This is a genomic window from Psychrobacillus sp. FSL K6-2365, from assembly GCF_038003165.1.
Lineage (GTDB): Bacteria > Bacillota > Bacilli > Bacillales_A > Planococcaceae > Psychrobacillus > Psychrobacillus psychrodurans.
Genome location: NZ_JBBOOO010000001.1, coordinates 2,871,941 through 2,895,748, shown reverse-complemented (window position 1 = coordinate 2,895,748; position 23,808 = coordinate 2,871,941). Strand labels below are relative to the sequence as shown.

The window sequence follows — 23,808 nt, the reverse complement described above, 5'->3', positions numbered from 1 at the left end:
TAATAAAATGACAGATAATACTAAAGGGCTATTGATAAAATTGCTATACAATTTAGGTGATTAAAAGGCAATAGGCAAAACAGGTTCATTAATTTCGACATGGCGAGATGAAGATATTCAGATTTATTAGGGGCTTAATGAAGTTTTATATTGACCATCTTGAATATCATCCTGTAAATACGAAATTAGTTATTTCTGTGGAGGTTTAAAGGTCTCGAGTTAAACAAAAAAGCCCCGAAAACTTGTGTTACCAAGTTTTCGAAGGCTTTTAATAAAGCAATAATATTAACGAGAGTAGAACTCAGTAATATTAAAAACCTTTGTTATATCAGGGGTTTAAGCGTGTTTACGAGCGACTAGCCCCAAATTTAGCCCCATTAGCTTCTAAGCTTTTACTAAACAATGCAACAGATTCTGTTTCTAATTCCTTCAATACATGTCCATATATTTCAAAAATCATTTGAGGTGTATTTCCCAGACGTTCTGCTATCACCTTCACATTAACTCCACGATTTAATAAAATTGTACAATGTGTATGTCTTAATCCGTGTGTAGTTATTTGAGGAAGAGAAGTATTTTTTAATATTCTTCTTACAGCGTATAAAATACTGTTATCTGTGATAGGTTGACCAGTTTGAAATGATGTAAACACAAAAGCATCTTCTCTTATTTTATATCCAAACGAAAGCATAGCTTCTTTACACCATTTTTTGTATGCCTTCAATTGAATTACTAGGACGTCATCGATTAATATAGTTCTATAACTATTCTTTGTTTTGGGGGTCCGTATACCTTTATTATCACGGGTTCTCTCTATTGTTATGGTTTTATTGTCAAAATTTATGTTTTTCCATTGCAAGCCCAATGCTTCTCCTCTACGAATACCTGTATACGAGATGGTTAAGAGACATGAATAGTTCGTGATATTTTCTAGATGCTTAGCAGCATCTAGAAAAAGAACCAATTCTGAAGGTGAAAGGAAATTTTCGTTTTCTACTTGAATATCACTGGTAGAGGAAAGCGTGATTTTTGTAAACCTATTTCGTAACAAAATTTCATCCTCAACAGCTGCATTGATAGCGATTTTGAATAAGCTATGAAATAATTCAACGGTACTAGGTTTATATTTCTTTTCCAATACATTTAGGTATTCCCTAGTGTATGTGGACCTGTCTAATTTTTGTAATTTATGGTGGCCAAGTAGTGGTTTCATTTGTAGGCGTATAGCCATTTCTCTTTGTTTACAAGAGGTGACTTTCCATCTATTTTTATTCATTTCATACCAAATGTCTAACCATTCTCCAACGGTTAATTGATCATGCTCCACTTGCCTGATTTCACCACGTAATGTTGCAGCCTTTACCTCCATAAGTGATTTAAGGGCTTCTCTTTCCGTTTTAAATCCACTTTTCTTTTTCTCTTTTCGTTTACCAGTATTGTCATAATATTTATGGCGATACATCCACACTTTTTCTTCGTTCACATTGAAATAATAATAGATCTCAGGTTCTTTACTGGATTTGTGTAACTTCAACTTTTACCATTCCTTCCATAGCTTGGCGGCGTAATGTACAGGAATAGGTAAGTTATGACTGTTATTGCTTATTATTTGTAATATCCACTTTCATTTCATCGTTTCTATAAGAAATTTGTTCATTGACTCTTACAATTTCATTGATTTTTTGAGTTATTTTTTCTTTGTCTACTTTATTAAGCTTTATTCCATTGTAATTAACAAGATCACTAAGTGAAAGTAAGTTTTCTATAGAGTAAAAATTTTCAAGAGCTTTATTTTCAGGTATTTTTTGTAATAAACCTTTTTCGTTTTTAGTTTTCACTTTTTCCACCGCAGAAATTTCAAATACTACAGTATATTTTAAATCGAATTCATTTTTTTTATCTGAAAAATTTGAATCCAAAACATTATATTCAATGGTACTTAAATCCCTCCTTGCCATTTTTTTAATAAAATCATTTGTAATATTTCTATTATTTTGTTCTATTAGAATTACTTCTTTAACTTGTTTATTTAATGATTCGATTAATTGGGGATCTAATTTATTATTTGCTGCTAAATTCATATTAGTAAATAGTTGGTCCGCCAGTTGTTCGCTTAATTGGGAATTTTCCTCAATTGAATTAATGAGTTCGTTATATATTCCTATAGCCGGTGTTCTGTCAATATAACCTGCTTTTTCAAGCAATTGCTCATAATCCACATTCAGAGTTTCCGAAACTTTTTTTAATACTTCGGGAGTAGGGTGACGAGGTTTTTGGCTTCTTGGATCATAACCTTTTTCAAGGGTGCTTAAATATGTGTGGCTTAAGCCTGTAATTCTTTCCATTTCTCTCAAAGAACGTTTTCCTCGGAGCTGTTTTAAATACTCTCCAAACTCATTCATAGAATGTCACACCTTTATAATATAATAAATATTTTCTTTTATTGTAAACCATGCATTGCATTTTAGCTAGTTTTAGCTTATATTTAATAAAAAGGAGGTGGTATTCATGATTAGCAACTCGCTAAAAGAGGCTAGATTAAAGCGGGGTATATCAATTTCAGAACTTGCTAGAAGAACTAAGCTAAGCAGGATGACTATTGCAAATATAGAAAACAAAAGAGTAGTTCCAAATTTAGAATCTGCAATTTTTATCTCACGAGAGCTAGACGAACACCTTGATGATATTTTTTTTGAAATCAATGTAAACCATGCATTGCAGTGAGGGAGGAGCCCTAAAATGATCCCAGCAAGTGTCCAAGTTCAAATTGACGAAAAAGCATTCAAGGAGTATATCGAGAATCAACTAAATCTGCAAGTTCACGAGAGTATTTTTATGATAGACATTGAAAAATTAACAGTGATTACTTCAATGTCTAAACGTTTCTTAGAAGATGAAATTCTATCGGACCCACGTATGCGAAATATTGAGAGAAGAAAATCACGAAAAAGATGGTGGTTCTATAAAGAGTCATTGGAAGTAATAAAAGAAATTGTAGATGAATGGTAAAACAAATAATGCTTGGCGGCATGATGCACAGGAGAAATAGTCTGAATCGTTTAAACTTTGAAATACCGTTAAAGATTACCTTACTACGTTTTCGAGTACGGAAAGTCTTATTCATTAGCTTAATGTCAAAGGGTTTAGGTGAGTATCAATGGATACAACCACTTAAAATCATGCTAACGCTTAAACGCAAAATACTTTTTATAAAAGTATGCGTCAAGTTCTGTCGTGCTAGGTGCGACCAAGTCCTACTTAGGTAGGTGGTGTAATGAATGATTTTAGGAAGATGTAATTATCCGTTTATGTCGTCATTTACACTTTATAAATATGAAATGGCTAATAAGGTTAATGGTGGTAATGTAGTAAAAAAGTCTGCTACTTGTGACTACTTCGCTTCTTATGAAGAAACAAACCGAAAGGATTTGAAAAAATGAGTAAAACAAATTTATCTGAAAATATGAAAGTGGACAATCCCGTTCTGCGTGCTGCAACAGCTTATGCGGAACTACTATCATGGTCAGTGTTTCCGGTTCATTCGGTAGTAAACGGAGAATGTACTTGCGGTAAACAATGTTCAGCGCCTGGCAAGCATCCAAGAACGTGGGATGGTCTGAAATCGGCTACTACAGACCTAAGCATCATAAATAAGTGGTTTACCCTCCATCCAGATAGCAATATCGGGGTTGTGACAGGTCGAGTTAGTGGTTTTTTTGCAGTCGATGTGGATGGTAAGGAAGGCGACGAGTCACTGGAACGATTGACTAGCCATTTTGGGGTATTGCCGGATACGGTCCAGGCCATAACAGGAAGCGGTGGCTCACACTATTTATTTAACTATCAGGAGGGCATTGGGAGTAAAACGAAATTATTTCCCTCGATTGATATTCGGGGCGATGGTGGATATATCGTAGTTAGTCCATCAAACCATCTCAGTGGAAATCAATATCAATGGGAACTTTCAAGCAGACCGATTGAAACCGAAATAGCAGAATCACCGCAATGGTTATTGGATGCGGTTATAACGCCACAAGGCACGCCACAAGTTAAAGTGGATTCAAATTATTGGCAGAACCTTATTAGTGGGGTGAATGATGGAGGACGGAATGACGCAACTACACAATTAGCAGGGCATCTGTTCCGCAGATATGTAGATCCTTTCATCATCATGGAAATAATGGCTTTATGGAACAGTGAACGCAACAATCCTCCACTAGATCAATCGGAGTTAGATACAATTGTTAACTCAATAGCGGGTAAGGAATACAAACGAAGGGAGGGAAAGGATAAATGGATAACATTGAAAGATTAATTAATCAACAAAGCGAACAAAAAAAAGAGGCCGTTCCGCAATGGGAACAGCCTATACCATTCGATAGTGGAACGCTTCCAGTGTTTGATACCAGCGTCTTTCCTGAATGGCTTAGTGAATATATATTAGCAGTTGCAGAAACCACTCAAACTCCAGTAGATGCATCATGCTTTGCAGCTATATCGATTATATCAACTATATCACAAACTAAGGCAATTTTGCAGATTAATAGTGATTGGAAGGAATCTTTAAATACTTATACTTTATTGGCCTTGCCACCAGGCTCAAGAAAAAGTGGAGTCTTTAAAGCATTTCAAGAACCAATTACACTTTTTGAAAGAGATGAAAATGAAAGATTAAAATTCGAGATAAGCACCCAAGCAGCTGGTAAAAAAGCGAAGGAAGCTAGATTGAGGAAACTTGAAAAAGACTATGCGAGTGACAATAAAGAGGAAACTCTTAAAAGTATTGAGCTACTTCAATATGAAATAGAATCAACTGAAATAATCCAGCCGCCCAGATTAAGCACAAATGACGTAACAGTTGAGAAGTTAGGTCTATTAATGAGCGAGAATAAAGAAGCTATGTCCATTCTATCAGCAGAGGGTGCTGGTGCTTTGAATAGCATAGCTGGTAGATATGATGGGAACTCGGTGGATGCTTCAATGAACTTATATCTGGAAGCGTATTCTGGGGATTCGGTAACAATAGATAGGATGGCTCGGGACTCGATATATTTGGACAATCCTAAATTAACAATAGGGTTATTCGTTCAGCCCGAATCTATGAGGGATCTTCCAAAGAAATTTCAAGACAGAGGACTACTTCAAAGATTTTTCTTCTCTTTCCCACAGTCCTGGGTAGGTTATAGAGATATTGAAACAGAAACCATTCCAGAAGAGCACAGAACTAAATATAGAAGCAATTTAAAACAGTTGCTAGAGTTTGATCCACCAAAAGCAATTGTATTGACGCTTTCAGAAACAGCCAAAAGGTTAGAGGTGGAGAATCGTACAGAAATCGAAGTCATGCTTCGTGATGATGGCGAGTTAGGTGGAATCATGACTGAATGGGGTTCTAAGTTGGGCGGTGGAATCAATCGGATTGCTGGTCTATTACACATAGCGAAGCACATAGACCATATATCCACCGCAACAACAGTAGTCAGTGAGGAAACATATCTCGCAGCTAAAAGTCTAAGGGATTACTTTATAGCGCATACAAAAGAAGCGTATGGAGTGATGAAGTCTACAGACGGCGAAAAGAATGCCATGTATATATTGAAACGGATCTCGGACAAGTTTGAGGGTATTGAATTATTTAGTTATCGGGAATTACAACAATCAGTAAGAAGAAAGTTTCAAGTGAAAGAATTGAACGAAGTATTGAATCAACTTGAAGAAATGAATTACTTAAAAGTGGGATTTGATAAAAAGAAGAAAGTAATCATAATAAACCCATCATTTCTAAACACCGAGAAAAGCGTACACACCGTACTCAATGCACCCGAAAGTCGTAAGGGTAAAGGTTTTGAGAAGAGTTCGGGTGAAAACTCAAGTGTACTCAATGCACTTGACACAGACTCAACAAGTACGGAATCTAAAAAGGATGAGTGCAACATGAGTACGGTGGGGACAAGTGAGAACGATGAGGAGCACACTACAAACATAGATGGAAGTGAGGACGAGGGTTTCATGAGTACAGTGAGTACACTTTCCCGAGTTATAACAATCAATGAAGATGGTTCGGGTCTTCTATGATTGAACTGCTTTTAAAATGTGAGCGTGAAGGTAATTCTTTATCACTTGAGGGCGATGGAATACGAGTTGAAAACATGGCAAAGCTTCCTGCTAACTTGAAGAATGAAATAATTGCCAACAAAGACGAACTAATCAAAGGGTTGAATAGGGATCTTCTTGCAATAGAGAACGGCATACTAATTGGTATATCTGGAATGCTGTATACCTTTACGGTTAGCCCCTTTACCTTCGCTTATATCGAATACCTTGACGGTGAATGGATTGCTACCAGAGAAACGTACAAGCGAGGTGTGAAAACTGCAACAAGTCATAAAGTCATCGCAAAGGGAAATACATTCGAGTATGTTTTTAATGAGTTTGTCGGTTATAAAAACTTTATTACAAGAAACAAGAAGTGAACAGGGGAAAGTATCTAGAAAGAGTCTACTAGCTCTGATCGGCTTTAAGGTTCCAACAACATGAAACCATTTTTCATTTATCACCAATTGTGAGTAATCATCTATAAAGGTAATTCTGTTAAGGTAAAGGAAGCATATTAAGAAGGAGCGATGACACATGGGGAAAAAATCACTAACTGTCTCGCAGGATGTTTTAAAAACCGGGGAGAATAAGGTTGGTCGCAAACCTCTTTACACTGAATGGTTAAGTGAAGAAGGTTTGGCACAAATAACAAAATGGGCAGAAGAGGGATTAATTAACAAACAGCTTGCAAGCAAAATAGGGATAAACGTGGCGACATTGTATGAATGGCAGGATCGTTTTCCCGACTTTGCCGATGCCATTAAGAAGGGAAAGAAAGTAATTGATGACCAAGTAGAGAATTCTTTATTGAAGAGAGCGCTAGGGTACCGATATGAAGAGGAAACATGGGGGAAGAACCATTTAGGTGAAATGGTATTAATAAAACGTGTTGTTAAGTTGCAAGCGCCAGACGTCACATCACAAATCTTTTGGCTGAAGAATCGTCAACCGGAAAGATGGAGAGAAAGAGTGGAAATTAAAAATGAGCATGAGGGCATTAAAGTGGAAATGGGAGCTCTAGAAAAGTGGAGTAATTAATAACACTCCCCAGTTATTTGATAGACTGTTCTATTCAGTAATACATGAGATCCATTAATAGATAAAAATGTGTTTATTATGTTAACTTGGTACTCTAGTTGAATAAGAACACAATAAAAGGACCTCTGTTCCCGGTCCTTTTTATTATTTTAGTGGACTACATCCTACAACTATTAAACTAATAATACTTTTGTATACTACTAGTAGTTCTACGTGTAGATCGTGTTTTCTTGAGATAGAGGCTTTTTATTTTTTTATGTAAGAAATCGTCGTTGGCTGGAGTACTTTTTATTATGTTAGATACCTCTTTCTGTTCAATGAGATGTCCTTGATTGGACAATGTAGCTGTTGTTTTAGCAATACTACCGTGTATTGCATAAATTTTAATAACCTCTTGTGTAAAATTTTTTGGTTGGTATTCTTCAATGAGTCTGACATAGTATTGCAGCTCGAGTAAGTCTTTTTTTGCTTGTTCTAATGTCTTAAACGTTTTCACAACAATAGCTCCTTTCATTCTCTAATTCAATATAAAATAATGGTAATTAAATGTCAATATAATAACAGAAAATTCATACTATTTAAATTTTCCCGTTACTTAATAAACGTACGTTTTTATGATAAGGAGAATGGGGAATTAACTAATAGGAAAATTAATATTAATTAGGTAGTTTAGTGTGGAAAAAAGTTGGTCTATACGTTGTCCCAATTTTTTGATATATTTGCGTATGGGGTGATGAAGATTGGAAGAAACTAGAGCTTTTCATAGACTGTCACATATTACAGATGAATTAGATCAAGCAGCAAGAACAATTCGTTTATCCAAAGACGATAAAATTAATAATGTAAAAAAGTGGTGGATTCTGTGGTTTATCCTTCCCTTTTTGTCAATGGGGAATTTAAAGGGATTAACAAAACTAAAGACATTGAATCTTTCCCCAGGGCTACCTATGTATATTGGTGGCACGCTATATTTTATTTTGTTGAAAGCTACAAGTTTAGGCTATCTTGAATTAGCAATTTGGATATTCGGATTCGCATATACGATTTCTTTCTTTTTTTTGGCTCCAAGGGCGATGTGTGACTTCAAAAGTGGATATTTTCGTTTTGATGCTTATGTATTATTTCGTAGTCAGGAATACGAGCTGTTAAAATCCGCAATCGCACAGGATGAGGAATTTTATTTCGCTTCAATACCGAATGAACTACATAAAATTATACAAGAAAACCAGCATTATAAGCATATTTATGAAAGAATTGATGCATTTGTTAACCAAGAAAAACGAGACCTTGAAATAAGGCTAGAACAAGCAATTGCGGTTTCTAAGGCTGAAAAAAAGGAATACAAGCATGCTTTACTTGAATTTGATAATGAAGTAGGTTCGTTAGTTAATGAGACTTATGAACTTCATTTAACGCTCAAGTACCTTATTGAGTTTATGAAAAACACGAATACAGCATTATATCGTATGCACAATAACTGTTTTTCTATTGCTGATTTGGTTAATATGGTTGGAACCGGAATTACGATTTATGAACTTGTCGAGCAGGACGAGAGCGAAAAGTTTCTTCAAAAAATTTACGATGAAGGAACAACAGGGATTAGCCCTAAATCAATTAAAATGGACCAATCATACGCTGCTGTTGAAGTTGTACGAAAAGGGAAATACGAAGAGCATATCATTGATGAACCGAGCGAAGGAAGGTTTGTAGTTTCACGATTATTCAAAATGGGGTATAATAAATTATGGGTTATAAACTTTCATCCAGATTCCTCACAGGAAAAAGCTTTGTTGCTGACCATTCCAAACGAAGAATTAAATACTCGTGAGATTATGAGAGTCATTCACTCAATGTGTTTATTAATGCAGGAAAATGACCATAAAAAGAAGGGAGATTCTTAATATGCTCAACAAAACGTTTAGATCTAAATTAATTGAAAATGCACGTGCTCAAGCACATTCATCTAATAGTGAAAAGGGATCATCATCAATAGAAGCTTCCATTACAGTTAGATTGTTGGAAGAGAAACAAGAGCAAATTGAACAAGATGTTGAGAAATTGCGTAGAAAACATGCAAAAGTTCTTAGTCTAAGTCATTAAAAAGCCCCTTGATTAAATTCAAGGAGCTTTTATTTTTTTTCATCTAATTTGGTATTATATCTCTCCGGGATCCATTTTTTTCTCAGCTCATTTTGTCTTTGCCTATACTTCTCATGTTTCTCTTCAACAAGCTGATCCATTGACTTCAAAGAAGCTTCTTTACTGCGGGCAATCAGTTTTTTTACATCCATCCTTTTACTTCCTTCAATTATGATATTTTAACCTAAGGCTACAAGAGTTCCTATTCATTTTACAGTATGGACAACAAACCTGTATTTTCTATCATATGATATGAAACCAATCTCAATGAGGTCATAAACATGTCTTTTCGGTGAAATATACACTGATTTCAGAAAGCAAATGTATAAAAGTGTTAAGAAATAGACCATTAATAATTCATTCGAAATGTATTCCATATCCCAACGAATATTTGTCTAAAAGTTTGTATATAAATATTAGTACATAACATTGATAACAATTAGACAGGGGAGTGGAATTGTGGGTGAAAAAGTTGGATATGGTCGTGTTTCTAGTGAAGGTCAAGAGTTAACAACGCAAATTGAAACTTTAAAAGAAGCGGGATGTGTAAAGTTATTCGTTGAGAAAGTAACTGGTACAAGCACAAAGAATCGTATCAAGTTAAAAGAATTACTTGAATACGTTCGTGAAGGGGATACAGTGCTAGTCACGAAAATTGATCGATTGGCTCGAAGCATTATCGACTTAAATAATATTGTTACAGAATTAAACGAGAAAGGTGTTAGTGTTGTTTTCCTTCGAGACAACATAACGTTTGGAGCAGGTAAAGACAACACAAGCCTAAACAAATTGATGTTCAACATCTTGGGGAGCTTTGCACAATTTGAGCGTGATATTATTGTTGAAAGAACGAGTGAAGGTAGAAAACGTGCAAAGGCAGCAGGGAAACATATGGGCCGTATTGGACAACCGGAAAAGAAAGTACAACAGGCATTAAATTTGATGGCTACAAGGGAAGCAAACGGTATGTCTGTTGCTGACATTGTGAAGCTTACAGGAGTACCGAAGCCAACGATCTATTTGAAGATGAAAGAACAAATGGAGAAGTGATTTTGATCAAAAATCGGGGTAGCGAGACAAATTTTGTAAAAGGCACTTATATGTTAAAGAAAACAAGAGTTTTTTCGAAATCCTAATATTATAACCGGGTAAAACATGATAAAACCAAACATTTTGAAGCTATCCAATAAATACTTTCCATACATCACAATGAACAGATTATGAGCTCTGAAGCCCAGATAAAGTGGCAGCCATTGTAAAGTATGAATAGTTTAGTTTACAGGAAAGGAAGGGACGTTATTTGAAAGTCTTTTCCCGAAGCTTTAAACTTTAACAATAAAAATTCGAAAATTGTTTTGGTTCTAGTCATCATTTTAGAATTTAACCGATATTAATAAGGTTGAATCTAAAAGATGAAGTAGGGGGCATAATATTCTAATGAAACGAGAATATAAATATGAAACATTGTATAGACGAGCGCTAGAAAGAGAAGAAGGAATAAATATTATTGGTTGCCCAGATGAAGACATCCGCTTGATTAAGAAAATGCTTATAAAGAATTTTCCCAACGAAGCCGTAGACATTATTGAACAGCTAAATTCTAAAGGTAAATTACCACCTTATCAGGTTAAATATCCTATGTAGGAACAATATGAAGCAGGGCGTTTTTTTAAAGCCGATACTGTTGGTTTTATAAAAGGCTTTTTTATTGGGAAAGTATCTTATAGAAAATCCAGTAAAGAATATTTCTTCAATGAATATACTAAACTAGAAGAACTTTACAATAATATACAAAACAATCCTTATGGAGATCGCCGTGTGTACACCTATTTTCGTCTATATAGTGTTGTAAAGCTCGATAACGGTAAGACGTCTGGTGAAAAACAAGTCGATGTATTTGATCCCCTTGAAATGACCATGCAGCGATTATTTGGTCATTTAACTTAATCAATCATCTTTCAGACATTGTCAAGTCAAAAACCATCTTTAACTTTTACAGCTCCTGGATCTAAATTTTAGAAAGGAAAAGGATGATTTATAGTGAAGTGATATGACAACACCTGCTTTGCTATGCAAACTCAACTAACGAGTGTTTTAGTGAAAGTTATTGGAGCTGCTTAGGTAGCTCTTTTTTTGAAAGGGTAAGTGTTAATAGACTTAAAATGCTCAATTCTTATAAAAACATTAGACGACCAACCATTAATTTATAGGTAGTCTAGGTAGTCGTTTTTGTTTATAGAGAGTTTAATAGTCCTTTGTAATTATTCTTCGGTGAATTCACATCACTAGAAACAGCATAAGCATCCATAAAGGTTGCATCGTAAGGAACTAACAATCGTTTCAACGTTTCTTTTGTTTGTAGTTCTGGATTTAACCAAACCTTTTCGTCTTCATGTCTTAAAATTACGGGCATACGGTCATGTATGTCAGATACTAAGGAATTAGCTTCTGTCGTAAGAATCGTACAAGAGTGAATGTTTTCCCCATTTGGTGCTACCCATTTTTCCCATAACCCTGCAACTCCAAACACTTCATCTGATTTCATCTTTATTCGCATAGGTACTTTACCTGTAGGTGTGACTTTCCATTCATAAAATGAATCCATAGCGATTACACAGCGTCGTCGAGCAAATGCTTGCCGAAAACTAGGTTTTTCATCTACTGTCTCCGAGCGTGCGTTGATCATTTTGTATCTTATTTTTTCATCTTTTGCCCAACCGGGTATTAAATTATCAACACTAAATATTAAATAATATTTAAACAAGTGCATATTAATCCTTATATATATGACTATATCGATACATATGTTGATTAGGAAGGAATAATGGAGCTTTAAAATAAAGTCTGTTCACTTATAAAAAAGTTCGATAATGCAAAAGGATTCATCAAAGTTTGATTATTATTTGCTCAACTCTATCCCGAGTTAGAGTTGAGGTAATTAATTTAATGGATATTTATGTTATTATTTCTATACAGATTGTGAAATGTTACACTTAAACTAACGCGGCAGTTTAGTTTAATAAGACATATGGGTTATCATGGTAATAAGAGGTTGTAAAGGGGTGTCTAAATGAAGTTAGTTCTTCAAGCAATTATTGGTTCAATTGTAATTCATGTAGTCTATTCTATGGGTATGATGTTAGTCGGTTATATAAAAACAAGAAATTATAAACCAGATTTTGCAAGTGCATGGGATAATGTAGAGACACTTCAAAGTGAAGTAGTTTTTAGTAAGGTTAGTTCTCCTTTTCTTTACTTATTCACATTTTTAGGAGTAGCTGTAATTTGCGGAATTATAATATTTTCATATAAAAAACTGTTCAACTAACGGGTGCTTTAGTTAAACAGGACCATCAAAAAATGATGGTCTATTTTTATGTACATGTGAAATGTTACACTTAAACTAACGAAGCAGTTTAGTTGAATAAGAGACAGTAGATTTTTGAATAGAAACAATATAAAAAACCACCATATTTCTACGATGGTTTAGTATGTTTATTTGTAAGGATTATCATATAGATGATAATGATTTCCACCAAGAAGCACCTTTTTGGTTTCGGCATCTATTACTACAAATTTGTGCCATTCTTCTTTTTCATTTTGGTGAAAAGATGCCATAAAATATACTTGTCGATTGGGATGAATATGAAGCCAGTTTGTAGGATTCATTTTTTCTCCACCGAGTTGGGTTTTTAATTTAAATGTTAGTTCGGCATCTGGTACTTCATTAAAGGAGATTTTTTTTCTCATACTAAATGCAGCATTTTTATACTCTTCGTAAATATTTTTATCTAATTCGTTATAAAATTTATCTTCTTCAATAAAAGATTTACTTTGATTATCTGGGTACTCTAACTTAGGAGAAGAGGTTTCAGAAGCTGCCGTTCTTTGGGATGAAGTCTCGGATGGTGCCAATGACAGGAAAAGAAAATTAGATAAGAAGACTACTGTCAGTAGTATTATTTTCAATGTGATTACCTCCGATTTAATAAGATAATCATATAATTCCCTAGTTTTTGATATTTATGATAATAAATTTTGCTATGCTATGTATCGTGATGGGAAGATGAAGGGCTTGATTCCTTCTTCAACTAACGGGTGCTTTAGTTAAAAGTTGCTGCCTATAAGGGTAGCTTTTTCTTATTGAACTAATGCCACAGTTTAGTTAAACAACACAAGAGAAAAAGAAACGAAAGGAAGTGTTTTAAAGTGGAATGTTTCGGCTGTAATTTAGCAAATAAACAGGAACCAGTTAATGTAGTGTGGGAGGATGACTATGTTATTTGCTTCTTGGACCATGAACCATATAACGAAGGGCATATCTTAATATTACCTAAAAAACATGTAAGGTATTTTGATGAACTTGATGAAAACACTTCCAATTCAATAATGAAAGCTGCAAAGCTTCTTTCAAAGGTAATTAAGGAATTGTTTAATCCTGATGGTATTACTATTTGTCAAAATGGAGGTAGTTTTGATGAGTTAACTCACTTTCATATGCACGTTGTTCCGAGATATGAAGGACAAAATTTTGCGAACTTTTATTCCGAGGAATTTGAACAAGTTGTAGTAGATGAAGTGGGGTTATCTAAAACCAAAAGGAAAATAATCAATGCGATAAACAGTATTTAGAGAATTAATTGCTTATTCCACTAACGGGTGCTTTACTTCAAGAAGGAGTAAAGCCTTTTTTTCTTATTGAACTAAAGCAGCAGTTTAGTTGAATAAGAAAATTAGGGTTAAATAATCTTAAGTGCAAAATTCTCTATAAATTGGAACCTCTATTAGTGTCAACCGTATTAAAGTAAATAAGCAGGTAGTTGAAAAGCAATAACAATAATAAAATTATTTCAAGCATAATTAAGTAAATTAATAATGGGGGTTAACATGAGGCATTTAAACGAAAAGTTCAACCAGATAACTGATTATATCAATGAAATTTTAAATGACCATCAGGGAGTTGGGTTGAGCGTCACAATTGTAAAAGACTCAGACATTATTTACTCTAGAGGTTTTGGATACTCACAGATTCAGCCTTTAAGCCAACCAATTGATGGAGATACATTAATGAGCATTCAAAGTATTTCAAAGAATTTTATGGCACTTTCAATAATGCAACTTGTTGAAAAGAACCTGATTTCATTGGATGATACAGTTGTTAAATATTTGCCATACTTCAGAACCAAAAATAAACAACAAAGTGATACAATCACGATACGGCATCTCTTATCTCATACGGCTGGTTTTCCGTCTAATTTAGGGATTGCAAATATGATAGCTCCGAATGTAAGAGAAATTTTTTCTGAAACACCTACTGAGTTTCAAGAAGCATTAGACTATTACAATCTAACAGATGATGAGATTAGAAGTGTACAAAGCAGAGAAGATGTAACGAAATGGTTCCAAAAAGTTGAATTGGAGTATCCAGTGGGAGAGGGATGGAATTATTGTACAGATTCGTATGTGATATTGGCAGATTTGTTCGAAAAAGTGACAGGTTCCAATTGGGAAAACTATCTTAGAAATGAAACCCTTACTCCCTTAAATATGGAACGGACAACTAGCGATTCAGATGCAGTTGAAGGAGATTTAAATAGTGCAAGATATTACTTGGGCGAAAATAAAATAGAAACACCTTTTCCAAAAAATTCAATTTCAGCTCCAATTGGTTATTTGTATTCATCGGCAAATGATTTAGGAAAATATTTAGCATTTCACTTAAATAAAGAGCCGAATATTTTACGTACAGATTTAATCGAGGAAATGCAGAATCCTATTCATCCTGTCAGTGAGGAATGGCGGTTCGGAAGTGAAGTCAGAAGCTACGGACTTGCATGGTTTACTGACGTGTATAGAGGGTTCAAAGTTGTAGAACATGGAGGCGGTCAAATGGCTGTAAGGTCTCTGATGACAATGGTTCCTGAACTTAACTTGGGGGTGGTTGTCTTACTCAATTTTGACGGGACCGCTCATCATGATATTTGTGACAAGGTTATAGACGTATTCATTGATTCCTAACATAAGAATGTAAAAATTTATACTCGACTGAATACAAATAATGACCGTTTTCTTTCGATTAAACCAGCTAAGAAAAGCTGATTCTTATTCCACTAACGGGTGCTTTACTTCAAGAAGGAGTAAAGCATTTTTTCTTATTGAACTAACGCCGCAGTTTAGTTGAATAAGAAGGTTTTTTATTGATTGTGTTGAATAAGTTAATATATGTAAATTATTGCACAAAAGCGGGGGTTTAATGAAAAAAACACATTTTATTAAAGTGTTAATAATTAGTGTAGGAACAATTGTATTTACACTTTGGATTAGTGGATTGCTGAACCTTTGGATAAACGGAATTAGTGTTATTGCAGACGATGTTGAAGGTTATCAACTTCATTCATATCCCGTAGACGGAGAGTATTCTCTAAAGCTTGATTTGAGTGATTTTGAAAGTAATGAGGGGAAAGTGCTTTATGATGATGGGGAGAACCAAATTTACGTAGAAAAAGTATTAGTCAATGGTAATTCAGATTACGAAGTTAGCTTTAGGTCTAGTGGGACTTATAGTTTAAGAGGTGCAACATTAGTATCTGGTAATGAACATGAAAGAGTTGAAAATGGTTTTACATATGATAATCAGGTTGACGCAACAGCAACATATCAAGGGAGTACTTTTAAAATTTATTCTTCTGGTTCATCTGGTTTAAATTATAAGGATGGAGATTCATTTGCATTTTATTTGTTTCCACATGATAAAGAGGTAGAAGTTGATATTGAAAAGGATTCCATTATAGAAGTTAAACTTTCAAATTTATATATGCATAATTGGGAGAGGTAATAAATGCTTACTTTTATAACTTTATTCAACTAACGGGTGCTTGTGCGGCCGAGCCTAGGTCGTATCATATAGCGGGTGGGATTCCCGTCGAGAAAGAACTAGCCATTCACTCGTAGCGAGTCTTGGAGGGCTAATGGTAACATTCGCCTTTAAGCGTAGACAGTTAGGTGGCGGGCCGAAAGCCAAATGGTTGAAGGGATTGAGCTCCATAATGTTAGTAAATCGAGAGGGCTGATGCTTTAAGCACGGCAGAAAGCTATATTTTATCCATCGTTAAAGGCAAGAAGGATAAAACCTCTCTGGAGTCAGAGACCTTGGCACGTCACACATGGATATGATACGGCAACTCGGGAGGCCCTACCGGTCTTTTCTTATTACAGAAGAGTATGGTGTACAAGCGATAATAAGCGAGGAAACCAAATGCCGTTGTAGGGAGTCGGATAGCAGCGTAGTACCAATGAAGTTGGGTAATGCCGATGGAGGAAAGGCTGCTACCAAATGATCACTCTCACTAGGGACACATTTACTACACACAGCGGTAGAAATAATAAATGTAAACTAAACTATTGAGGATAGCAGAATCACCATTTTGTGAAGGATGATTTGGAGGAGCCGTGTGCGTAAATAGCGCAAGCACGGTTCTGTGAGGGGGGTGGAACACAATCTACCGTAAGGTAGAGAGGTTCCCTTCTACTCGACTACTTCAAGAAGGAGAAATAGAGATAGAAAACTGGGGGGAGAAAAATTGGAAGAAAACGATAGAGGCACTTTATATTTTAATATGTCCATTGGTACTCTAGGACTTCTCATTATTGTAGTAGGATTATATAAATATGTTGAAACCGTCGGTGGGGATTCTTCATATGCATTGTTAGGTTTTCCTTTAACAATGATTTACTTAAATTATCTTGAAGGGAAAGCTGGTATAAGTAAAAAAGTATTATGGATTAAATCTATCATAGCGATTTCCTTACTGTTTATAATTTACATCTTCTTATTCAACTAACGGGTGCTTGTGCGGCCGAGCCTAGGTCGTATCATATAGCGGGTGGGATTCCCGTCGAGAAAGAACTAGCCATTCACTCGTAGCGAGTCTTGGAGGGCTAATGGTAACATTCGCCTTTAAGCGTAGACAGTTAGGTGGCGGGCCGAAAGCCAAATGGTTGAAGGGATTGAGCTCCATAATGTTAGTAAATCGAGAGGGCTGATGCTTTAAGCACGGCAGAAAGCTATATTTTATCCATCGTTAAAGGCAAGAAGGATAAAACCTCTCTGGAGTCAGAGACCTTGGCACGTCACACATGGATATGATACGGCAACTCGGGAGGCCCTACCGGTCTTTTCTTATTACAGAAGAGTATGGTGTACAAGCGATAATAAGCGAGGAAACCAAATGCCGTTGTAGGGAGTCGGATAGCAGCGTAGTACCAATGAAGTTGGGTAATGCCGATGGAGGAAAGGCTGCTACCAAATGATCACTCTCACTAGGGACACATTTACTACACACAGCGGTAGAAATAATAAATGTAAACTAAACTATTGAGGATAGCAGAATCACCATTTTGTGAAGGATGATTTGGAGGAGCCGTGTGCGTAAATAGCGCAAGCACGGTTCTGTGAGGGGGGGTGGAACACAATCTACCGTTAGGTAGAGAGGTTCCCTTCTACTCGACTAGTTCAACAAGTAGTTCAGTTAAATGCGATAAATTATCATTAGGTATGGGAGGAATATTAATGGATTCATTTTTCTATTTCAATATGTTTAGAAATATAATTTCTAAATTTTTTTTAGATGGTATCTGGGTAGTCGGATTTTTTTACTTGTTAACCAAGACATATGAAAGTGATAGACTTAAACAGATTTCCAAATATGTGATGGGAACTGCTTTGGCATTATTATTTATTTATTCAGTAATGGGAAGTATATAAGATTTTTTTCCTTATTCAACTAACGGGTGCTTGTGCGGCCGAGCCTAGGTCGTATCATATAGCGGGTGGGATTCCCGTCGAGAAAGAACTAGCCATTCACTCGTAGCGAGTCTTGGAGGGCTAATGGTAACATTCGCCTTTAAGCGTAGACAGTTAGGTGGCGGGCCGAAAGCCAAATGGTTGAAGGGATTGAGCTCCATAATGTTAGTAAATCGAGAGGGCTGATGCTTTAAGCACGGCAGAAAGCTATATTTTATCCATCGTTAAAGGCAAGAAGGATAAAACCTCTCTGGAGTCAGAGACCTTGGCACGTCACACATGGATATGATACGGCAACTCGGGAGGCCCTACCGGTCTTTTCTTATTACAGAAGAGTATGGTGTACAAGCGATAATAAGCGAGGAAACCAAATGCCGTTGTAGGGAGTCGGATAGCAGCGTAGTACCAATGAAGTTGGGTAATGCCGATGGAGGAAAGGCTGCTACCAAATGATCACTCTCACTAGGGACACATTTACTACACACAGCGGTAGAAATAATAAATGTAAACTAAACTATTGAGGATAGCAGAATCACCATTTTGTGAAGGATGATTTGGAGGAGCCGTGTGCGTAAATAGCGCAAGCACGGTTCTGTGAGGGGGGTGGAACACAATCTACCGTTAGGTAGAGAGGTTCCCTTCTACTCGACTACTTCAAGAAGGAGTAAAGCCTTTTTTCTTTTTGAACTAACGAAGCAGTCTAGTTGAAGTGAAGAACTAAAAGGAGTTGTTAAAATGGGAGAGAAATATAGAAATATATTAACTAACTTATTAGGTTATATAGGGGTTATTTTAATCTTAGTAGTTATTTACAAACTATTTTTTGACTATAATAATCAGTTTTATTCTGGAATTTTATTTATTGGAGTATTACTTCTGATTTATAACGTTCAGTTATTAAAAAAGAAATAGCTGTATTTATTAGTGTTAAATTATGTGTAACCTATTCAACTCCCATGAAAATTAAAAGTGCTTAAAATCTATAAAATTGCATAACAAAAGAGACTCAGAAAAAGCTTTTTTAAAAAAAGGCTGAGCCTTCAGAACGTTTATATGGAGTTAAAGGGTAAATCAGGAACCAACTCCATTCATCTTAGAATAAGGGCAGGCTGGTGCAATAACCAGAGTAGGATTAATCTCCCATGAGTGCTACTCGTATAGAGTGCGACAGTCTGTGATGCACCGTGGTCGTTGGAGTCAGACTAACGGAAGGGCTCTAAGGCACCTTAGTTCATCGACCTTCTTCGCCAGCCATACTAATCTATACCCGTTCTGATCCAATTTTCATCCTCTGTGGTGCAGCGTTTTTTGCTGCATGGGTGGCTAACGGGTGCGTTTACTTCAAGAAGGAGTAAAGCCATTTTCTTATTGAACTAAAGTACGCAGGTTAGTTTAAGAAGGAATCGATTCTAAAGTTTTTGTATTCAGGCTTATTTTAGTGGAAGTCGTTAATCGGTTATTTCCCCATTTATATACTCATATCCTTAATAAAGGAGATGTTGTGTGAAAAAAGGAAAGCTTAGTGCAGTTGTCTTTGGTTCTCTCTTATTGATAATAGCTATTTTTATTTATACTCAGGAGAAAGAAAAAGAAGATAATGTCCATATTTCGCAATTATCCGAAGAAGAACAAATAGAATTAGAGTACTTTATCGAATCGCTTCAAAAAGAGGGAGGCTTCTTTGACCAAGTCGGAGAAGAATTGAGAAAAGTGGGATATAGCTATCAAACGGTAGGAATGATTAATTCCAAAAATGATATTAGGCTTATTATTGTAATTCCAGATAACGAAGTGGTTACGGAACAAAAAAAAGTTGGAGTAAAGAAGATTTATCAAGATATGATAATAAAATTAAATATGAACCTGAAGGCATTTAAAATTCAGGTCGGTCATATTGACGATTTATCTTGGTGAAAGCGATACTTATACAATGTAAGGATTGTTCAACTAAAACGGGTGCTTTACTTAAAGATTCGGGATCCGAATTAAACAAAGTTATTAGCCGGTTTTGAAGTGAAAACTTTTAGGGATCCTTACTTCATAATAGAATGTAGTAAGGATCTTATTTGAAGAAAATTAAATGACTTAATGTCTATACAATTTTGTAGATTAAATTTCCTCATAAACATCTATTAAAAATTTTTGAAGTCTTTTTTTCAATATAGCATTTTCTTTTTCGGTTTTCTCAATACGTTTTCTTAACGATTCAATAAGCACATCTTTAGATGAATCAGTCATGTTTCTTTTTACTTTTTTTGCGGTGGATAGTCCAACCTGTTGGTCTCGTAGAGATTCGATTCTAAGGCGTAAATTTTGATTTCTATATAAAAATGCTTTGGATACATTAGCTTCATTAGAAACCGTATTAAAATTAATCAACATTTGATTTTTTATCATGACTTTTAAAGCAACATCTACTTTTTTTACTGTTCTTTCAGTTTTCAGTTTAGAGTGTTTTATAAGGGGCTGCGTATTGGGTTCTTTATTAGCCATATGTTCACTTACTTTCATTTTTGTTATATTCACGAATCTCTTTTGACGTACCAAATATACCACCATTTTGTTCAATACCTTTTAGTATTTTTTTATAATGGTCTCGCTTATTTACAGCAAATTGAAGGGAACGTTCTTTACCCGTTCTATTATAGATTTCTATATCATTTTCTAACTTCTCTATTTGGACCTTATAGTAATCACTAAAAGTTCGGTCAACATGGAAACTTCTACAATTATTTGCTATACACGGTGGCTCTAAAGTCTGTTCTAGAAAGTCACAATTTACTTTTGGACTCTTTACACATATTCCATGATCCATTCTTATAGAATCAAAGTTATGGCGTATCCATTCAAGCTCTAAACCATTTTCTTCTGCCTGTAATACAAAATCTGCTTTGATAATTTTCCCTTGTGTATCTAACCTAACAGCTCCGAGATTCTTAGCTTTAAAGTATTGATCTCGTAATGTATTATCATGAATTTGAGCATAAACTAACGTCATTTCTGGAGAAGCGTGGGCCATTAGTTTTTGGACATGAACCAAATTCATTCCATTATTTATTAGATTTACTCCATACCTATGTCTTAGGCTATGCGCTTTAAATCTATGAATTTTACCATCTTTTTCTGTAATGCTATACTTCTTCATGAATTTGTTTATAACATTCTGAACAGCTTGGGAAGGTACTGGTTTCCCTTTACGTATGCCAGAAATTCTAACAAATAAGAAGTTATCCGGATTATTTTGTGAGTTTGATTTTTCTTTTGTTATGGCTATTTGTATATTAATTATCCTAGCTATATCATCAGAAATGGGAACCTTATGATCTTTATATTTTACTTTTCTTTGATCTCCGATTAGCCACCATTTTTGATCATTATCCTTAAATAAACAATCTATCTTTAATCCAAGGACATCACTTATTCTAAATCCAGAGGCTTCAAGTATCAATAATATAAAAGAATATTCTTTATCTAATCCATCGATATTCTCCATTATTTGCTCCCATATATTATCCGGAACATATTTGATATCCTGAGGTAAACTCTTTTTGTTCTTTGGTTTGTCCTCTAAGAAGATTAGCCGATTTACATTCCTCTCAGGGGCTTCGTCCCATTCATATAATTGAATGTCCTCCAAGAATCTTGATAGAGTAGTAATTGTATGAATTTTAGTTTTATTACTTATAATTTTACCAGAATAGTTTTTTTCTTTTAAAGTACTTAAATGTTTTAAAAACTTTTCAATATCCTTTCTATTCAATTCTTTTAAGTCTTTCCAATGTGGGTATTCTCGTAAAATAAAGTCAAAAAACACGTTGAGAAAACGAACGAGATAGGCTACAGCCCATGAAAAGCTTAAGCTCTGTTGATTTACCACCCTAAGCCATATATATCGCTTCACTAGGGGTCTATAGACAATAGGAATACATGTAAAGTCTAGTTTAGTCGAAGAATTAGTTTTCACATAGTCAATATTTAATCTTTCAGCTCTCCAAATATCTCTTTCAAATTCATCTCTATCATCGTAATAGTCTAAGTAAAAATCATATAAATTATTATATACAGTAAATAGATAACTATTTCTTATATAGTATTTTCCATTTGAGTCATTTTTACTGGGATAATAAACTTTTAAGTTGGTCGAATTGATAAGATATGTTCGGTAGTTTAAAATAAAACTTTCTTTAGGGATATCAATAAATGATTTTAACGTTGGGTATTTTTCTTGAATAAATTTTGATAATCTACTAACTGAATGTCTAATACCCGAAAAAACACTAGATGTGGCAAATGATTTGTTTATCACACGGTTTGCAAGGTAAAATTTGATTTCATTTTTTAAAGAGGTTTCTAAAAAAACCTCAAAGTTAATCGTTCTATTTTTCTCATTAATTCTATCTATTCCCTCTGGCAAATTGTCACTTCTCCATACATCTTGACTCCAATAATGATCATTAATATTAAAGAATTCATTTATTGCTTTTATTTTGATGTTACTTGGTTGTATTTGTAGTTTATTAGAATTTAGAGTCATCTTCCTTCTCCTTTGATTTCCGATTCAGTTGTGCCTTCTCATACTCTTTTCTGATAGTTTTCTCAGTAGGATGTAAGTAAGTTTGAATTGTCGTTTGAACATGAGCATGTCCTAATAACTTTTGAATTACAGCTATATCAACACCGCTTTCATGTAGCTCTGTTGCAAAGGAGTGTCTAAACATATGGGGAGTAAATTTTATATTTAGCTTTCTTATCATTCGTTCGATAAAAGCCTTAGTTGCACTATAATCAAGTGGAAGTCCTTTATTTTTACCGCTTAATTTTACAAATACATAATTAGTATCAAATCCATTAGCGTCGTGAATATAGAAAAGATAATCTTGAAACAAATTCATTGTTTCAGAAGTGACAAATACAATTCTTCCTTCACCTGTACTGGTTTTTGATTTACGAACAGTTATAGAGTTTTTAGATATATTAAAGTCTTCTATCCACAGTGTTAGTGCTTCTTCAATTCTTAAACCAGCATCGTATAAAATACTTAGTAGTAGCTTGTCTCTTAAATTTGTTGTTGTATCAATAATTAGATTTATTTGTTCAATACTCAGTGTTTTTATCTTTCTTTTAGGAACAGTTAATTTAAGGACGTTTTTTTTAATAGGCATATCAGAAGATATATGTTCAAGAAAAGGTTTGAAACTTTTAAATCTACCTGGAATTCGTCTGAATATATTTTCTGTTATATTCCCATCTAATTTCTCAAGTCGAACCTGATAATCATAGAAAGTAAATACGGTATTTAAAATGGCATTAATTGTTGCTGGGTTACGATTTTTCTTATCCGGTTCTTTATATAAGACTATTTTTCGAGATTGAATAGGCTGCCGTAGCCATCCAATAAATTTACTTAATAAGTCAATTGTAACTTCTTGATAGTTCTTGTTATATTGCTCAAGAAATTCAAAATAGTGTTTCAAGTGGTAACAATATGTTTTTATTGTTTTTTCAGCCCTCCCAATATTATCAAGATATTTTAGATATTTGATTACAGGTATAACCAGGTCCCCATTATCATCAATCAAAATATATCTTTTCTTTTCTATATCATCTTGAACCATTATAACTAGTTGCTGAACTTCCATAGTCTTCTCCTTATCTATGATTAGATTTTATCGTTGAATACTATAAATACTTTAAAAATTACATATTGTTATACTTTATTTATCGTAAATAAA

29 protein-coding genes are annotated in these 23,808 nt (G+C 34.6%); 20 read left to right on the top strand and 9 right to left on the bottom strand.

Annotated elements, in window-relative coordinates; translation table 11 throughout:
• Window positions 1-346: 346 nt before the first annotated feature.
• Both MKY29_RS14400 and MKY29_RS14395 read right to left on the bottom strand, forming a co-directional pair.
• A complete protein-coding gene (locus MKY29_RS14400; protein ID WP_340880148.1) occupies window positions 347-1,534 on the bottom strand; it encodes a site-specific integrase in 1,188 nt (395 codons plus the stop codon).
• A 61-nt stretch (window positions 1,535-1,595) separates the two neighbouring features.
• On the bottom strand, window positions 1,596-2,402 hold the full coding sequence (locus MKY29_RS14395) for a helix-turn-helix domain-containing protein (protein WP_340880147.1): 807 nt from the start codon (window positions 2,400-2,402) through the stop codon (window positions 1,596-1,598).
• A 106-nt stretch (window positions 2,403-2,508) separates the two neighbouring features.
• Here MKY29_RS14395 and MKY29_RS14390 point away from each other — a divergent pair, with 106 nt between their 5' ends.
• From MKY29_RS14390 to MKY29_RS14360, 7 genes are all read left to right on the top strand, one after another.
• Window positions 2,509-2,724, top strand: a complete 216-nt coding sequence (locus tag MKY29_RS14390; protein WP_340880146.1) for a helix-turn-helix transcriptional regulator — start codon at window positions 2,509-2,511, stop codon at window positions 2,722-2,724.
• 15 nt (window positions 2,725-2,739) lie between these two features.
• Window positions 2,740-3,009 (top strand): hypothetical protein, encoded by a 270-nt coding sequence (locus MKY29_RS14385; RefSeq protein WP_340880145.1) that lies wholly within the window; start codon window positions 2,740-2,742, stop codon window positions 3,007-3,009.
• 269 nt (window positions 3,010-3,278) lie between these two features.
• Window positions 3,279-3,440: a hypothetical protein gene (locus tag MKY29_RS14380; protein WP_340880144.1), complete on the top strand. Its 162-nt coding sequence runs from the start codon at window positions 3,279-3,281 to the stop codon at window positions 3,438-3,440.
• A 29-nt stretch (window positions 3,441-3,469) separates the two neighbouring features.
• Window positions 3,470-4,315, top strand: coding sequence for a bifunctional DNA primase/polymerase (locus MKY29_RS14375; protein ID WP_340880143.1), 846 nt, complete (start codon window positions 3,470-3,472; stop codon window positions 4,313-4,315).
• The gene (locus tag MKY29_RS14370; RefSeq protein WP_340880142.1) at window positions 4,294-6,075 is read left to right on the top strand and encodes a YfjI family protein; all 1,782 of its coding nucleotides are present in this window, start codon (window positions 4,294-4,296) and stop codon (window positions 6,073-6,075) included. The genes MKY29_RS14375 and MKY29_RS14370 overlap by 22 nt, the downstream gene beginning before the upstream one ends.
• Window positions 6,072-6,473: a hypothetical protein gene (locus MKY29_RS14365; RefSeq protein ID WP_340880141.1), complete on the top strand. Its 402-nt coding sequence runs from the start codon at window positions 6,072-6,074 to the stop codon at window positions 6,471-6,473. Before MKY29_RS14370 ends, MKY29_RS14365 begins: the two co-directional genes overlap by 4 nt.
• A 157-nt stretch (window positions 6,474-6,630) precedes the next feature.
• Entirely contained in the window at window positions 6,631-7,134 is a 504-nt protein-coding gene (locus MKY29_RS14360; protein ID WP_340880140.1) for a helix-turn-helix domain-containing protein, read from the top strand.
• A 178-nt stretch (window positions 7,135-7,312) separates the two neighbouring features.
• Here the strand turns inward: MKY29_RS14360 and MKY29_RS14355 are convergent, their stop codons facing one another.
• A complete protein-coding gene (locus MKY29_RS14355) occupies window positions 7,313-7,630 on the bottom strand; it encodes a hypothetical protein (protein WP_340880139.1) in 318 nt (105 codons plus the stop codon).
• 244 nt (window positions 7,631-7,874) lie between these two features.
• Between MKY29_RS14355 and MKY29_RS14350 the strand changes: the two genes are divergently transcribed.
• A complete protein-coding gene (locus tag MKY29_RS14350) occupies window positions 7,875-9,035 on the top strand; it encodes a hypothetical protein (RefSeq protein WP_340880138.1) in 1,161 nt (386 codons plus the stop codon).
• Window position 9,036: 1 nt separating this feature from the next.
• Window positions 9,037-9,234 (top strand): hypothetical protein, encoded by a 198-nt coding sequence (locus tag MKY29_RS14345; protein ID WP_340880137.1) that lies wholly within the window; start codon window positions 9,037-9,039, stop codon window positions 9,232-9,234.
• 29 nt (window positions 9,235-9,263) lie between these two features.
• Here MKY29_RS14345 and MKY29_RS14340 read toward each other — a convergent pair whose 3' ends face one another.
• A complete protein-coding gene (locus MKY29_RS14340; protein ID WP_340880136.1) occupies window positions 9,264-9,425 on the bottom strand; it encodes a hypothetical protein in 162 nt (53 codons plus the stop codon).
• A gap of 307 nt (window positions 9,426-9,732) precedes the next feature.
• Here MKY29_RS14340 and MKY29_RS14335 point away from each other — a divergent pair, with 307 nt between their 5' ends.
• From MKY29_RS14335 to MKY29_RS14325, 3 genes are all read left to right on the top strand, one after another.
• Window positions 9,733-10,323 carry a recombinase family protein gene (locus MKY29_RS14335; RefSeq protein ID WP_445677878.1) on the top strand — a complete coding sequence of 197 codons (591 nt, stop codon included), beginning with the start codon at window positions 9,733-9,735 and terminating at the stop codon, window positions 10,321-10,323.
• Between the two features lie 387 nt (window positions 10,324-10,710).
• Window positions 10,711-10,917, top strand: a complete 207-nt coding sequence (locus MKY29_RS14330) for a hypothetical protein (protein WP_340880135.1) — start codon at window positions 10,711-10,713, stop codon at window positions 10,915-10,917.
• 174 nt (window positions 10,918-11,091) lie between these two features.
• The gene (locus MKY29_RS14325; protein ID WP_340880134.1) at window positions 11,092-11,220 is read left to right on the top strand and encodes a hypothetical protein; all 129 of its coding nucleotides are present in this window, start codon (window positions 11,092-11,094) and stop codon (window positions 11,218-11,220) included.
• A gap of 286 nt (window positions 11,221-11,506) precedes the next feature.
• On the opposite strand, the gene MKY29_RS14320 is transcribed toward MKY29_RS14325, so the two are convergent.
• A complete protein-coding gene (locus MKY29_RS14320; protein WP_445677877.1) occupies window positions 11,507-12,037 on the bottom strand; it encodes an SOS response-associated peptidase in 531 nt (176 codons plus the stop codon).
• Window positions 12,038-12,343: 306 nt separating this feature from the next.
• Here MKY29_RS14320 and MKY29_RS14315 point away from each other — a divergent pair, with 306 nt between their 5' ends.
• The gene (locus MKY29_RS14315; protein WP_340880132.1) at window positions 12,344-12,601 is read left to right on the top strand and encodes a hypothetical protein; all 258 of its coding nucleotides are present in this window, start codon (window positions 12,344-12,346) and stop codon (window positions 12,599-12,601) included.
• A 167-nt stretch (window positions 12,602-12,768) separates the two neighbouring features.
• On the opposite strand, the gene MKY29_RS14310 is transcribed toward MKY29_RS14315, so the two are convergent.
• Entirely contained in the window at window positions 12,769-13,242 is a 474-nt protein-coding gene (locus tag MKY29_RS14310) for a hypothetical protein (RefSeq protein WP_340880131.1), read from the bottom strand.
• Window positions 13,243-13,482: 240 nt separating this feature from the next.
• On the opposite strand from MKY29_RS14310, the gene MKY29_RS14305 reads away from it, so the two are divergent.
• From MKY29_RS14305 to MKY29_RS14275, 7 genes are all read left to right on the top strand, one after another.
• Window positions 13,483-13,905: an HIT family protein gene (locus MKY29_RS14305; protein ID WP_445677876.1), complete on the top strand. Its 423-nt coding sequence runs from the start codon at window positions 13,483-13,485 to the stop codon at window positions 13,903-13,905.
• Window positions 13,906-14,160: 255 nt separating this feature from the next.
• Window positions 14,161-15,291, top strand: coding sequence for a serine hydrolase domain-containing protein (locus MKY29_RS14300; RefSeq protein WP_340770125.1), 1,131 nt, complete (start codon window positions 14,161-14,163; stop codon window positions 15,289-15,291).
• A gap of 235 nt (window positions 15,292-15,526) precedes the next feature.
• Window positions 15,527-16,108 (top strand): hypothetical protein, encoded by a 582-nt coding sequence (locus MKY29_RS14295; RefSeq protein ID WP_340880130.1) that lies wholly within the window; start codon window positions 15,527-15,529, stop codon window positions 16,106-16,108.
• Between the two features lie 745 nt (window positions 16,109-16,853).
• Window positions 16,854-17,114, top strand: coding sequence for a hypothetical protein (locus tag MKY29_RS14290; RefSeq protein WP_340770134.1), 261 nt, complete (start codon window positions 16,854-16,856; stop codon window positions 17,112-17,114).
• Window positions 17,115-17,734: 620 nt separating this feature from the next.
• Window positions 17,735-18,037, top strand: coding sequence for a hypothetical protein (locus tag MKY29_RS14285; protein WP_340880129.1), 303 nt, complete (start codon window positions 17,735-17,737; stop codon window positions 18,035-18,037).
• A gap of 774 nt (window positions 18,038-18,811) precedes the next feature.
• Window positions 18,812-18,988, top strand: coding sequence for a hypothetical protein (locus MKY29_RS14280; protein ID WP_340880128.1), 177 nt, complete (start codon window positions 18,812-18,814; stop codon window positions 18,986-18,988).
• A 591-nt stretch (window positions 18,989-19,579) separates the two neighbouring features.
• Entirely contained in the window at window positions 19,580-19,990 is a 411-nt protein-coding gene (locus MKY29_RS14275) for a hypothetical protein (RefSeq protein ID WP_340880127.1), read from the top strand.
• Window positions 19,991-20,185: 195 nt separating this feature from the next.
• Here MKY29_RS14275 and MKY29_RS14270 read toward each other — a convergent pair whose 3' ends face one another.
• Genes MKY29_RS14270 through MKY29_RS14260 form a run of 3 tightly spaced genes read right to left on the bottom strand, consistent with a single transcriptional unit; the run spans window position 20,186 to window position 23,715 of the window.
• The gene (locus MKY29_RS14270; protein ID WP_340880126.1) at window positions 20,186-20,587 is read right to left on the bottom strand and encodes a DUF6262 family protein; all 402 of its coding nucleotides are present in this window, start codon (window positions 20,585-20,587) and stop codon (window positions 20,186-20,188) included.
• Window positions 20,574-22,610: a tyrosine-type recombinase/integrase gene (locus MKY29_RS14265; RefSeq protein WP_340880125.1), complete on the bottom strand. Its 2,037-nt coding sequence runs from the start codon at window positions 22,608-22,610 to the stop codon at window positions 20,574-20,576. Before MKY29_RS14265 ends, MKY29_RS14270 begins: the two co-directional genes overlap by 14 nt.
• On the bottom strand, window positions 22,594-23,715 hold the full coding sequence (locus tag MKY29_RS14260; protein WP_340880124.1) for a tyrosine-type recombinase/integrase: 1,122 nt from the start codon (window positions 23,713-23,715) through the stop codon (window positions 22,594-22,596). Before MKY29_RS14260 ends, MKY29_RS14265 begins: the two co-directional genes overlap by 17 nt.
• Window positions 23,716-23,808 lie beyond the last annotated feature (93 nt).